The sequence below is a fragment of the Bacillus sp. FSL M8-0025 genome (assembly GCF_037975475.1).
In the GTDB taxonomy this organism is placed as follows: Bacteria; Bacillota; Bacilli; order Bacillales; family Bacillaceae; genus Bacillus; species Bacillus subtilis.
On sequence record NZ_CP150258.1, the window covers coordinates 1,103,822 to 1,116,800 of the forward strand.

General features: G+C 46.1%; 13 protein-coding genes and 1 pseudogene. 6 read left to right on the forward strand and 8 right to left on the reverse strand.

Annotated elements, in window-relative coordinates; translation table 11 throughout:
* Positions 1-64: 64 nt before the first annotated feature.
* From sbcD to hlpB, 3 genes and pseudogenes are all read left to right on the forward strand, one after another.
* Entirely contained in the window at positions 65-1,240 is a 1,176-nt protein-coding gene (sbcD, locus tag MKX38_RS05690; protein ID WP_021479600.1) for an exonuclease subunit SbcD, read from the forward strand.
* Positions 1,237-4,629 (forward strand): exonuclease subunit SbcC, encoded by a 3,393-nt coding sequence (gene sbcC, locus MKX38_RS05695; protein ID WP_317680037.1) that lies wholly within the window; start codon positions 1,237-1,239, stop codon positions 4,627-4,629. The genes sbcD and sbcC overlap by 4 nt, the downstream gene beginning before the upstream one ends.
* Before the next feature lie 13 nt (positions 4,630-4,642).
* Positions 4,643-4,945, forward strand: a pseudogene (gene hlpB, locus MKX38_RS05700) (HNH nuclease-like protein HlpB).
* 36 nt (positions 4,946-4,981) lie between these two features.
* Here hlpB and MKX38_RS05705 read toward each other — a convergent pair.
* The 8 genes from MKX38_RS05705 to MKX38_RS05740 all read right to left on the reverse strand — a co-directional run bounded on the left by MKX38_RS05705 (position 4,982) and on the right by MKX38_RS05740 (position 8,576).
* A complete protein-coding gene (locus MKX38_RS05705) occupies positions 4,982-5,200 on the reverse strand; it encodes a spore germination protein (RefSeq protein ID WP_003233096.1) in 219 nt (72 codons plus the stop codon).
* Positions 5,201-5,231: 31 nt separating this feature from the next.
* Positions 5,232-5,633, reverse strand: coding sequence for a spore germination protein GerPE (locus MKX38_RS05710; RefSeq protein ID WP_339188920.1), 402 nt, complete (start codon positions 5,631-5,633; stop codon positions 5,232-5,234).
* Positions 5,633-5,809: a spore germination protein GerPD gene (gene gerPD, locus MKX38_RS05715; protein WP_003233093.1), complete on the reverse strand. Its 177-nt coding sequence runs from the start codon at positions 5,807-5,809 to the stop codon at positions 5,633-5,635. Before gerPD ends, MKX38_RS05710 begins: the two co-directional genes overlap by 1 nt.
* A complete protein-coding gene (locus tag MKX38_RS05720) occupies positions 5,806-6,423 on the reverse strand; it encodes a spore germination protein GerPC (protein ID WP_064671214.1) in 618 nt (205 codons plus the stop codon). Before MKX38_RS05720 ends, gerPD begins: the two co-directional genes overlap by 4 nt.
* Before the next feature lie 22 nt (positions 6,424-6,445).
* Complete coding sequence (gene gerPB / locus MKX38_RS05725) at positions 6,446-6,679, reverse strand: spore germination protein GerPB (protein WP_003233090.1); 234 nt, start codon at positions 6,677-6,679, stop codon at positions 6,446-6,448.
* A 14-nt stretch (positions 6,680-6,693) separates the two neighbouring features.
* Positions 6,694-6,915, reverse strand: a complete 222-nt coding sequence (locus MKX38_RS05730) for a spore germination protein (RefSeq protein WP_003233088.1) — start codon at positions 6,913-6,915, stop codon at positions 6,694-6,696.
* A 422-nt stretch (positions 6,916-7,337) separates the two neighbouring features.
* A complete protein-coding gene (gene yisI, locus MKX38_RS05735) occupies positions 7,338-7,508 on the reverse strand; it encodes an aspartyl-phosphate phosphatase YisI (RefSeq protein WP_003233086.1) in 171 nt (56 codons plus the stop codon).
* Between the two features lie 144 nt (positions 7,509-7,652).
* Positions 7,653-8,576 carry a CotH kinase family protein gene (locus MKX38_RS05740; protein ID WP_339188922.1) on the reverse strand — a complete coding sequence of 308 codons (924 nt, stop codon included), beginning with the start codon at positions 8,574-8,576 and terminating at the stop codon, positions 7,653-7,655.
* A 154-nt stretch (positions 8,577-8,730) separates the two neighbouring features.
* On the opposite strand from MKX38_RS05740, the gene MKX38_RS05745 reads away from it, so the two are divergent.
* The 3 genes from MKX38_RS05745 (at position 8,731) to wprA (ending at position 12,960) form a co-directional block, all read left to right on the forward strand.
* Positions 8,731-9,636, forward strand: a complete 906-nt coding sequence (locus tag MKX38_RS05745; protein WP_003233084.1) for a fumarylacetoacetate hydrolase family protein — start codon at positions 8,731-8,733, stop codon at positions 9,634-9,636.
* A gap of 115 nt (positions 9,637-9,751) precedes the next feature.
* The gene (locus tag MKX38_RS05750; RefSeq protein WP_339188924.1) at positions 9,752-10,108 is read left to right on the forward strand and encodes a YisL family protein; all 357 of its coding nucleotides are present in this window, start codon (positions 9,752-9,754) and stop codon (positions 10,106-10,108) included.
* A 167-nt stretch (positions 10,109-10,275) separates the two neighbouring features.
* Entirely contained in the window at positions 10,276-12,960 is a 2,685-nt protein-coding gene (wprA, locus tag MKX38_RS05755; RefSeq protein ID WP_339188927.1) for a cell wall-associated protease WprA, read from the forward strand.
* The last annotated feature ends 19 nt before the right edge of the window (positions 12,961-12,979 follow it).

The following is a 12,979-nucleotide window of genomic DNA, read 5'->3' on the forward strand; positions in this document are numbered from 1 at the left end:
CATAAGCTCCGGAATTTCAGGCGGAGCGGGTCTCGTTTTCTATATAAAAGAGAGGTGAAAGTATTTGCGGATTTTACATACGGCTGACTGGCATCTTGGAAAAACGCTTGAAGGAAGAAGCAGGCTGAGTGAACAGGCCGATGTGCTGGATGAAATAAATACGATTGTAAAGGATGAGCAGATCGATGCCATTGTAATGGCGGGGGATGCATTTGACACCGTAAACCCGCCAGCTTTAGCCGAGCAGCTGTTTTATGAAAGCCTGTCTGCGCTTAGCGACAGAGGAAAGCGCCCGATCGTCGTCATTGCCGGAAACCACGATAATCCTGATCGTTTGTCCGCCGCTTCACCGCTGACACATGAAAACGGCATTCATTTAATCGGTTATCCGACAACAGAGCCGATTCATATTGAAGTGCCTTCAGCAGGAGAGCTTTTGGCGGTTGGAGCGCTGGCGTACCCATCTGAAGCGCGGTTAAATGAAGTGCTATCCGATACGTTTGATGAAAAGCTGCTCCGTGATCACTATGATGTGAAAATCAGGCAGGCGTTTGAGCATATGACAAGCCGGTTCCGGAACGATGCAGTGAAGATTGCCGCCAGCCATATTTATGTGGCAGGCGGAAACCAAACCGATTCAGAGCGGCCGATTGAAGTCGGCGGTGCATACACGGTGGCTGCTGAAAGCCTGCCGGCAGATGCTGCTTACGTTGCGCTCGGCCATTTGCATCGCCCGCAAACGATCAAGCGGGCGCGGACGCTTGCGCGTTATTCAGGATCTCCGCTCGCCTACAGCTTTTCTGAAGCGGGCTACGCTAAATCAGTGACGATTGTGGACGCAAAGCCTGGGGAAGAGGCCACTTGGCAAGAGGTGTTATTATCAAGCGGCAAGCCACTTGTGAAGTGGAAAGCGGCAAATGGATTAAGTGAGGTGTACAGCTGGCTGGATGAAGGCAGAGATCAGAATGCTTGGATTGACCTGGAAATCCGTGTCGCGGACCAGCTGTCACTTGAAGAGATTCACAGGCTGCGGAAGGCGCACCCGGGCTTTATCCATATCAGGCCGGTTTTTGAAGAACAGAACAAAGACCGGGAACGGATCGAGGTTAAACATGTCTCAATCGAGGACCGCTTTAAGAAATTTTATGAAAAACAAACTGGCGGTGCAGTGCCGGATGAAGAAATGGTGAAGCTGTTTTTAGAGCTTGCATCAGGCGTTGAAGAGGAGGATGCGAAATGAAGCCGATCGCCTTAAGCATTAAGGGGCTCCACAGCTTTAGAGAGGAGCAGACGATAGATTTTGAAGGCCTTTCCGGTGCCGGTGTTTTCGGCATTTTCGGCCCGACAGGAAGCGGTAAATCCTCTATTCTCGACGCAATGACGCTTGCTTTATATGGAAAGGTGGAACGGGCAGCGAATAATACGCACGGTATCTTAAACCAGGCGGAAGATACGCTGTCTGTTTCCTTTACCTTTGCGCTTCAGACGAATCACCAAATCTCATACAAAGTCGAGCGTGTGTTTAAGAGAACGGATGAAATGAAGGTAAAAACGGCACTTTGCCGCTTCATCGAAATCAAGGACGAGCATACGGTGCTGGCTGATAAAGCCAGCGAAGTGAATAAAAGAGTTGAGGAGCTCTTAGGGCTGACGATCGACGATTTTACGAGAGCGGTGGTGCTGCCCCAAGGGAAATTTGCTGAATTTCTGTCTTTAAAAGGGGCAGAGCGCAGGCATATGCTTCAGCGTTTATTTAATTTGGAGCAATATGGAGACAGGCTTGTGAAAAAGCTGAGACGGCAGGCGCAGGAAGCCAATGCGAGAAAAAATGAAATGCTTGCTGAACAGTCCGGTCTCGGTGAGGCGAGCTCAGAGGCAGTGGAGCAGGCTGAAAAGGCTCTCGAACAAGCTGAAGCCCGGCTGGAAGCGATGAGGAAGAACCGTGATCAGGCGAAGGAGCGGTTTACAGAGCATCAGGAGATATGGAATGTCCAAAAGGAAAAATCCGCTTATGAAGAAGAGGAAAAACGTCTCGCAGAAGAACAGCCGCATATAGACAGCATGCAAAAACGCCTGCTGGAAGCAGAAACAGCAGCAGCCCTTAAACCCTATGCGGACCGGTACGCAGAAGCGATCCAGCATGAGGAGCAAGCTGAAAAGGAACAAACGCTAGCCCAAAAGGATTTAGCAGACCGGACAGCTTTCTTTCAGCAAAAACATGAAGAGTATGAAGCGTGGCGCCAGCATAAAAGCGAGAAAGAGCCTGAGCTTTTAACAGAGCAGGAACAGCTTTCACGCTTGCAGGAAATCGAAATCAAACTGAGTGAGGCCAAGCAAGAGGAAGAGCGCAAAAAGGCTGACCTCCGGCAGAAAGAAGAGGCTCTTCAATCTGTCATGAATGAATTAGAGGCCGTAACAGACCGCCTGACACGAGGGCAAAACAGACAGACAGAATTGAAACAGCAGCTCAAATCCCTGCAGGTGACATCCGATGAGCGAAAAAGCTGCCAGCAGGCCGCAGAAATGGCATTGCGCATCAGACAAACCGAGGAACAAATCAAAAAAGAGAAAAAACGAAGTGACGAATTGAACCTCGTGCTTCAGAAGATAAATGAAGAGAAGAATACACTCGTTCAAAAGACGGAAGCAGAAGAAAACAACATCATTCAGGCATATGAGGCAGTTCAAACTGTGTACCATTTGGTGTGCGAAACGGAACGCTCATTAACACGTATGACGGAAGAGACTAGAAAGAGTCAACACACGCTTCATTTACAGCGTGAAAAAGCAAGGGTGGCACTGCTGACAAAAGAGTTAGCCCAAAAGCTGACTGCCGGAAAGCCTTGCCCGGTATGCGGTTCAACCGATCATGATCCATCTGCCTCAGTACATGAAACATATGAAGCAGACAGCCATCTTGAAGAGGACATCAAACGGACAGATGTATTATTGACGGAAGCTGCAGCTCTCAGCCAGGAGATTCTTTCAGCCAAAATTACGCTTGAAGAACAGTCCGCGCGCTTTATTGAACAGTGTCCGTTTTTGCAGACAATTCAAGCGCAGAACCTTGAAGCGGCAGCTTCCTTCGAACATCAGCCGGTGTATGAAGCATTTGAAACTGCCAAATTCGAATGGAAACGAATCAAGCAGGACATTCTTTCTGTTAAGACACGAATGGCACAAATGATCGGCGCCTATCAGGAATCTTTAAAAAAGGCCGAGCAGCTTAATGAAAAAATCGGTTTTGAAAAAAGAGAAGCTGACCGTATTGAAAGCATCATCAGCGAGCTTCAATCCTCAATGGACAGCAGTCTGAACATGTTTAAAGAAGCATTTCAGAATCAATCTGTGAACGAAGCAGAAAAATGGCAGCAAGCCATTGAAGAAAAGGACCGGGCTGCAGAAGAATGTGAAAAACGAATTGAGAAGAGTATCGCGTTTCTTGCTGAGCATGAAGCACAAAAGGAAAAACTGCGGGAATCTGGACACCGGCTTGAACGGGAAAAGCTGGAGCTTCATTATGCGGCTGAACGCATCAAGAGCGTGATAGCTGATTATGAGCACGAACTCGGAGATTATGCAAAAGGAGATTCGATTCAAATCAAACTCCGCTCTATCCAGCAGGATCTAAAGCTGTTAAAGGAAAAAGAACAATCTTTATATGAAGAACTGCAAAGCGCCCAAATGAAGCTCAACCAGGCGAAAAGCCGCGCTTCTGCAAGCGAGCTCACTCTTCAAGAGGCGAAGGGCAGATTGGAAAAAGCAAAAGCTGCTTGGCTTGAGCATACAAAAAACACCTCCATTACCCGGACTGAGGAGGTTGAACAAAGTCTCATCCCAGCTGATGAACTTGAAAAGATGAAAACCGGCATAGACCAGTTTATGGATAAACTGAAGCAAAATGCTGCAAACTTAAAACGAGTAGCAGAGATACTTGCCGGCAGAGCATTATCAGAGAGCGAATGGAACGAAACCGTTGCAGCATTACAAGAAGCTGAGGACGCATTTGGCGCTGCTATAGAGGAAAAAGGCGCGGCAGCAAAAGCACTGGCTGTCATTCGCGACCATCATAAACGGTTTAATGAAATTGAAGCTGAACTGAAAAAATGGCAGACGCATATCGACAGGCTGGACAAGCTGCAAGCTGTGTTTAAAGGCAATACCTTCGTTGAATTTTTAGCTGAGGAGCAGCTTGAAAGCGTTGCGAGGGACGCCTCAGCAAGACTCAGTATGCTGACAAGACAGCGCTATGCCATCGAAGTAGATTCAGAAGGCGGCTTCGTGATGCGGGATGACGCGAATGGAGGCGTAAGACGCCCGGTTTCCAGTTTGTCTGGAGGAGAGACCTTCCTCACCTCGCTTTCACTTGCTCTTGCGCTGTCTGCGCAGATCCAGCTTCGGGGGGAATACCCGCTGCAGTTCTTTTTCTTAGATGAAGGCTTCGGCACACTGGATCAAGATCTGCTTGATACGGTTGTAACGGCCTTGGAAAAACTTCAGTCAGACAACCTGGCTGTCGGTGTCATCAGCCATGTGCAGGAACTGCGTGCACGGCTTCCGAAAAAGCTGATCGTCCATCCGGCTGAACCGAGCGGCCGCGGTACGCGGGTATCACTTGAGTTGATGTAAGGGAGGAGCGGATATGGCAAAGCAGACTGCCGGAATATGTGAGCTGTGCGGCCGGAGCGATGTCCAGCTGACAGAGCATCATCTCACACCGAAAGAGGAAGGCGGAACGTTTTTGCCGACAGCGATGCTCTGTATTCCTTGCCATAAACAGATTCATGCCTTATATACCAATCAAGAGCTCGCTGTACGTTAAAATGGAATGGCTGAACTCAGAAGCGATCCAGAGCTTGCCCGGTTTGTCAAATGGATCAGAAAACAGCCGCCTGAGAAGCTGATCAAAACAAAGAAATCAAATGAACGAAAAAAGAAAAAATGACTAAAAAGCAGCCCTCTCTTTGCAGAGCGGCTGCTTTTATCCGTTTCCAACCATATCCTGATCGTTGACATCGGGGTCTATATAATTTGTCGCGTTGACTGCGTTATTTAATAGAAGGAAATCTCCCGTGTTTCCTGCTCCCGAACCGAGCGCAGATTTTGAAGAGCTTTTCGGAGAAAGGTAAAAGGAATCACCAAAGTTTACGACTCCGCCCGATATGGAATTGATAGCTATAGGCCCGACAATTGCTGGCATAAACGACACCCTTTATCGAAGTCTCTGTTTATTATATGTTCTTGGCGGGCGATTGTGAGCGCGGAGACTGAATCTGTCTGATATGTTTGAGTCTCGCATCACCGCGAATAAGCGAAGCTGATCCGGCATGTAAAACAGAAGAGGCTGAGACCCCTTGAATTTTGATGCTGCGAACATAAATAGCCGGCACCTCGTGGCAAAACGCGCTTTGTACACCTGTTTCGGGGAGCGGCTTCACGGCCTGCTGCTGAAAGATCTGATACTCCTTTTTGTTAAATGAGCCTTCACTATGGTAAAACGTGGACAGAGAACGCTGCACAGCAAATACTTTTACACTCATATCGATTTCATTTGTGTCGCCAACTTGAAACACACTTGCGATCCCGAGAGAATTAAACTTAACTAGTCTGATGCGTGATATGCGTTTAAGCATTATTCTGGCGCAAGCGGAGCAAACGGCCCAATAATAAGAGATTCAGGCGGTGTATCAAAAATAGAAGACAGGTAGATGGATTCAGTGTCTCCGATGTGGAAAACGGAGGAACTGGACACACCGTTCATCCGAATGTCCCCGACTTCCAAGCTGCGGTTGATGACTGTAAAGATCATGCTTGCTCATCTCCTTTCATTTCTGATGGAATATGCTCCAGAAAGTGTTCTACAGCGCGGATGACATCACGCTTCACATGCTCAGCGATATGTTCTGCATATTGTGCAGGCGGTGTATTTTCTTCTTTTTTGATATGGGACATATAATAGTGAATCCTGCTGTCCATTTGTTTTCTGATGTCTTCAATAATATGGTGTCTGTTTGTATCGTCAAGTCTGCTGTCATATTGATTTTCAAGCTGTTCCAAAATATCTGGGATTTCCTCGGTTAAGTACATGTCGACATTCTGGCGGATCTGCTGCATGAGCTGAGCGCTCTCTTCCTGCTGCATCATCCCGATTTGCGGTGTCGACTGGCTGACTTCAAAGTTTTGGACGCTGTTCGGGTCAGTCGGATTTAAGCCGATATTCAAAGTCCCGTCGAGCCTTTCGATTTTCAGCTGATCAAATTTATACTCCACACGCTCAATGGTAGTGGCCGGCCGCTGTTTCATCGTATTCATTTCAGTTTGAATCTCTTTCAGCTGACGTTCGAGCTGCTGAATGTGAATCGCCTGCTGCTGAACGAAGGAATTCAAGTTTTGCAGGTAAGAGGAAACAGATTGATCATACATGTTCTTCACCTCTTTCATATGATTAACGGCCAGGAGGCTGGAGCGGGACCAATGAACCTGTGTCGGGCTCCTGCAGCTGGAGCGGTTGCCCTGAGCCAGAAACTTCTGGTGCCGGTTCTACATAGCTTCCTGTATTATACAAATTTGACAGTGACTTGATTGATCCGGCGCTCCCGATTTGCAGAATGGAGGAGTTGCTGATTGATTCCAGCCGGAGATAGTTGATTTGAATGGTTTGATTAATATAGAAGTTCATGAGCCTCACTCCTTTTACGCATTGGCCACGATCGGCTGATCAACCGCATCATTGTCATACACATTCGTCGCGTTTTGATAATTCATCACCTTGAGGCTGTCGCCGGTATTAAAGCTGCCAGCACCGGCAAACGTTCTGACCTGAGCCTGAGGAGAAATCGTAATGCAGTCCCCGATGTGAACGACTCCGCTCGTACCAATCGCATTAATTTTAAACGCTCCGACAATGGCCGGCATACGAGCACATCCTTTGTTGAAAAATTAAAAAAAGACAGGTAAAGTGAAATGACAATTCTGATTTCAATTGGGCTATTCACGATAGCTTATGACAAACGCACATATGTGTGAGAGAAATTTAAAGGGGACATATCGGCTCTTGATGAAAGCGTTTTATTTTTTCGGGCCGTAATGTTTAAACATGGCAAAAGAGGATGTTGGGTATAAATTGAGCGGAAATGCGGCGAAGGATGCCGCTATCCGCCTAGGGTGATTTTTGTTTATTTCTTTGGTGTTTTTGCGTGTAGAATGCTTTTTGGAGTATGTCGTGCTGCGGTATTCGATTTTTGGGCGGGCACATTCTCGCCCTGAGGTATATCCCAGAAGTGCTGAGCAAAAAGCGGAGTTACATGTGGTGTATTCTAATTGTTATAGAAAATGATTTACATACGGGAGTTTTCAAGATATCTCCCAAAAATCATTTCTTCTTTAATCCGGGTATTCAGCAGGATATCCAGCTCTTGGCTGCATTGAATCGTTTCTTTTGAATTCATGCCGTATTTTTGTGCGGTTTCAATTAGTGTGATCCTCATTTCTTCAATTTTACTGTTCATTACGCTATCTCCAATTCTAGATTTTATTTTGATATAAATACAGGATATCGTTAGTATAACCTATTTTGGCTCAAAAGGTTGCCTTTCGTCAATTTGACTAAAAAAGCGACAATTTTTGCTGCGGCCTTTTTAATGGAGAAAGGACTAAAGTCTTGCTAAGTGTGCTTGCAAAAAGTCCTGCCGTTCCTCAATTTCTCTAAGTATGTTTGTCTGCTCCTTTTCGATCTGAAAGGGGCTTTTTTTGATAAAAGGATCATCAGCAGCACTTTGACAAATGTCAAGGTGCCATTCGTTGATGAGAGGAGATAATCGTTCAATAGTAAACGACCGCTTCAGCACGTTTTTCATTAAGGTGTGATATTGCGACCGGAAGGCGGGAATGGATAGAAGCCTTGACGAAAGCGTCTTTCCTTTTGTCAGAAGCGGGTCTTCTTCATACCATTCTTGTACGGCAAGCGATCTTGTCTCCATCGGGGAAACGTAAAGCCGGCCGGATTCGTTTAAACAAAATGTGTAGTAAAAGCATTGATTGGTGCAGGCGTTGCCGATCAGCCACAAAAAAAACAGCTTGACATTCAGATACAATTTAATCCTTTCAGCCAATTCGTCATCTCCGGCTGTGCGGATCAGTATGAAAAATTCATGTAAGAATGCCGAGGAATCATTGTTAAAAAGGGACAACGGAACCCTTGGATCGGCCGTCTTCACTCCGTAACTCGTTTTACTGGCTGGCTGATGGTTCTTGATGTTCAAATAAATGCCTTCAGGCTGGCCATTGATGGTCAGAAAGCTGTACGAGGCAGCGGGAGCAGGTACGCCGATCTTGTCAAAAAAACAATAGGCGAGTCTGCGCCGCATCAGGGACGGATCACCCTGTTCTGCATTCAAAAAAAGTGTCCTTTCACCAAGCAGAGACTTTTCCCAGCTGATTTCATAGGATGCCTTTTCCGCTCTGTCACGCTGTGTGAGAAGAATGGGAGAAACAGATCGATCTGTTACGAAAAGCCCCTTGGCAGTACCTTTCCTTTTTAGCTGCTCCCGATGAAAAAATAAATGCACGCGCTCCATATTCTTTCCTCCTTCTCAAAACGACATTTGTATGATATGTAGAGCAAGCTCGTCCTGAAACGAAATGAAAACGGAAATGAGAAAAAGGGATTTCAGCATTCGACAGAGAATACATGAAGGAGCATTCTGATTTAAAAGATGATGGAGGAATAACATGAAATTTGCGACAGGGGAACTTTACAACCGAATGTTTGTCGGCCTGATCATTGACGATGAGAAAATTATGGATTTGCAGAAGGCTGAAAAAAAACTGTTTGAACTTGAGACGATTCCGGGATCGCTGATTGAATGTATCGCAGAAGGGGATAAATTCGTTGCGCATGCAAGGCAGCTGGCCGAGTGGGCAAAGAAACCGAATGATGAGCTGGGATCATTTATGTATTCATTATCTGAGGTGAAGCTCCATGCACCCATTCCGAAGCCATCAAAAAATATCATCTGCATCGGCAAAAACTACCGGGATCACGCGATTGAAATGGGAAGCGAGGCTGATATTCCGGAGCATCCGATGGTATTTACAAAATCGCCGGTAACGGTTACGGGGCATGGTGATATCGTAAAGAGCCATGAAGAGGTTACCTCTCAGCTTGATTATGAAGGAGAACTTGCTGTCGTGATCGGAAAAAGCGGGACCCGCATTTCAAAAGAAGATGCATATGACCATGTTTTCGGATATACGATTGTGAATGATATCACGGCGCGTGATCTGCAAAAAAGGCATAAGCAGTTTTTTATCGGAAAAAGCTTGGATACGACATGTCCGATGGGGCCCGTGCTTGTACATAAATCAACGATTCAGGAGCCAGAGCGCCTCAAGGTTGAAACAAGAGTCAACGGCGAGCTGCGCCAATCCGGTTCGGCAAGCGATATGATCTTTTCCATTCCGGAATTAATTGAAACCCTCTCAAAGGGGATGACGCTTGAAGCGGGCGACATCATTGCCACCGGTACGCCGTCTGGTGTCGGCAAGGGGTTTACGCCTCCAAAATTCTTGCGGTCAGGTGACAAAATTGATATTACAATTGACCCGATCGGAACGCTGTCAAACCAAATTGGCTGAATAAAACTGGAGGGCGGACCCGGACCCGCCCGTTTTTTCTGATAATCATCTTTGTGGCAGAGGACAAGTTCATGGTACTATAAGTGGGGTAATTTATCTGATAGGGGGAACATATATGACACACCTACATATTACGACATGGGTGTTAGCGCTGATTCTGCTTTTCGTCAGCTACTCGCTGTATTCGTCAGGAAGTGCAAAGGGCGCAAAAATCACTCATATGATTCTGCGGTTATTCTATATCCTTATTATTTTGACAGGAGCTGAGCTGTTTGTCCGTTTCGCCAACTGGAACGGAGAATACGCCGGCAAAATGATTCTGGGCATTATCACCATCGGCCTGATGGAAATGCTCCTCATCCGCAAGAAAAAAGAAAAATCAACAGGAGGCCTGTGGATCGGCTTCGTCATTGTCCTTTTGCTGACAGTGGTGCTCGGTCTGCATTTGCCAATCGGTTTTCAATTGTTTTAATAGAAAAACCTATGAACCCGGCTCTTTGATAGAGTTGGGTTTTTTTATATTTATCCCCTTATATTCCAAATCATTTAAAATAACCTTAAAATTCCCTGTAAGCGGTATCTCGTCCTATGAAATTATGATACCTTCAAGGAGATTCATTATTTTGCAGGAGGGATAACATGAAACGCAGAAAATTCAGCTCGGTTGTGGCGGCAGTGCTTATTTTTGCACTGATTTTCAGCCTTTTTTCTCCGGGAACCAAAGCTGCAGCGGCCGGCGCGATCGATCAGGCGGCTGCTCTGGAAAACGGCAAAGAGCAGACAGGCGCCATGAAGGAGCCGGAACAGGTGAAATGGTACAAAGTGACCCCGGGAGCAACGGATATTCAGAAAAACTCACATATGGCACTGACCGTAAAGAGTGATTCAGTACTGAATGTATCTGTATATCCAAGTAAGGAAAAAGCGCTTAAAGATGAGACGTTTGAGATGTACCGTTCTTTCACAGCGGAGGATGGAAAAAGCGAAGTCATTTTTCCATACGCGTGGAGCGGCCCTTACTATGTAAAAGTTGAATACCTCGGAGAAGAAGAGCCAGAGGACGGCGGAACGGCAGAAGCAGCTGCAGAAGCCAAGTATACGATTGGGTATAAAGGCACCAAAAAACAGCCGTCAGATTTAGAAGAGGAAGAAGCTTGTCCGGTTGAAATGAGTGTCGATCAGAAGAAATCAGGAAAAGGCATCCTGGATAAGTTGAGAGCGATTCGTGATGAGCAGCTGAGCCAAACAGCAGAAGGCAAAGAACTGACAAGCCTTTATTACAAAGCAGCACCGTTTATCGTTGCAAAGCTCGCACTCAATAAAACAGCAAGAAATGAAATCTATCAGGATCTTGTGACATTAAAGCCGTTATTTGACGATGTGTCAGAAAACGGAGCATCATCTTCGTATAAGGTCACTGAAAAGGATCAAAAAGCGATCAACCGGCTATATGATAAAGCTTTACAATCAGTCCCGTCATTCCTTAAAGAGGAGATAAAGAAACAAGCGGACCGACTAAATATGAAGCAGCTGCAAGGCAAAACAGCCGGAGCCATTTTAACAGAAAACAATATTGCAGCAAAAAGTGAAGTTCAGACAACAAAGGTTATTTTCAAGGTGAAGGACAATAAAAGCCTCTCATCCGTACATAATGAAATGAAGGGCTTTTCTGCAAGCGCGCAATCGAAAAAAGACATATCTAATGTGAAAAAGGCAAAGAAACTGTTTGACAATCTGTATTCATTTGAACTTCCGAAAGACGAGAAACAGAACGGCGCATATACGGCAAGCGCCAAAAGGGTCAAAAGCGCTGCTGCGACACTATCCAAGATGTCCAATGTAGAGTTTGCGGAACCCGTACAGGAATACAAAAGCCTGGCAAACGATATTCAGTACCCTTATCAATGGCCGCTTAAAAACAACGGTGAAAACGGCGGTGTCAAAAACGCAGATGTAAAATATGAGCCTGCCAGCACATTGCTGTCCAAACGCAAGCTTAACGATACACTCATTGCAGTAGTAGACACAGGCGTAGACAGCACGCTTGCCGATTTAAAAGGAAAAGTAAGAACAGATCTCGGACACAATTTTGTCGGACGAAATAACAATGCAATGGATGATCAGGGGCATGGGACGCATGTCGCAGGCATTATTGCAGCCCAAAGCGATAACGGCTATTCAATGACTGGATTGAATGCCAAAGCAAAAATCATCCCTGTAAAAGTGCTTGATTCCGCAGGTTCCGGAGATACTGAACAAATTGCTCTCGGCATCAAATATGCTGCTGACAAAGGAGCAAAGGTGATTAATTTAAGTTTAGGGGGAGGCTACAGCCGCGTGCTTGAATTTGCTTTGAAGTACGCAGCTGACAAAAATGTGTTGATTGCCGCAGCCAGCGGGAATGATGGAGAAAATGCCTTATCTTATCCTGCATCTTCTAAATATGTGATGTCAGTCGGCGCAACGAACCGCATGGATATGACCGCTGATTTCTCTAACTATGGAAAAGGTCTGGACATCTCTGCTCCAGGGTCTGATATCCCGAGCTTAGTGCCGAACGGAAATGTCACGTACATGAGCGGAACGTCTATGGCGACGCCGTATGCTGCCGCTGCTGCAGGATTGCTGTTTGCTCAAAATCCTAAGCTGAAAAGAACAGAAGTTGAGGATATGTTGAAAAAGACGGCAGATGATATTTCCTTTGAAAGTGTCGATGGCGGAGAAGAAGAGTTGTATGACGATTATGGCGATCCGATTGAAATTCCGAAGACACCTGGTGTAGACTGGCATTCAGGCTACGGGCGGCTGAACGTCATGAAGGCTGTCAGCGCAGCTGATTTACAGCTTAAGGTCAACAAGCTGGAAAGCACTCAAACAGCTGTCAGAGGAAACGCGAAGGAAGGCGCACTTATCGAGGTGATGAACGGCAAAAAGAAACTCGGCAGCGCCAAAGCCGGAAAAGACAATGCGTTCAAGGTTAATATCGCGCCTCAAAAACAGGATCAAGTACTGTATGTGAAAGCAACAAAAGGCGATGCGAAAACATCGTATAAAGTTGTCGTCGTCAAAGGAAAACCTTCCGGCACACCGAAAGTAAACGCGGTGAAAACGAAGGATACGGCAGTAAAAGGGAAGGCAAACAGCAAAGCGATGATCAGAGTGAAAAACAAATCAAAGAAAGTCATTGCTTCTGCCAAAGCTGACGCAAAAGGAACGTTTTCGGTGAAAATCAAAAAACAAAAAGCCGGAACGGTGCTGTACGTCACGGCTGCGGATACAGATAAAAAAGAAAGCAAGGAAGCAAAAGTGGTTGTTGAAAAGTAACCAAAAAGCGGTGCTCGAT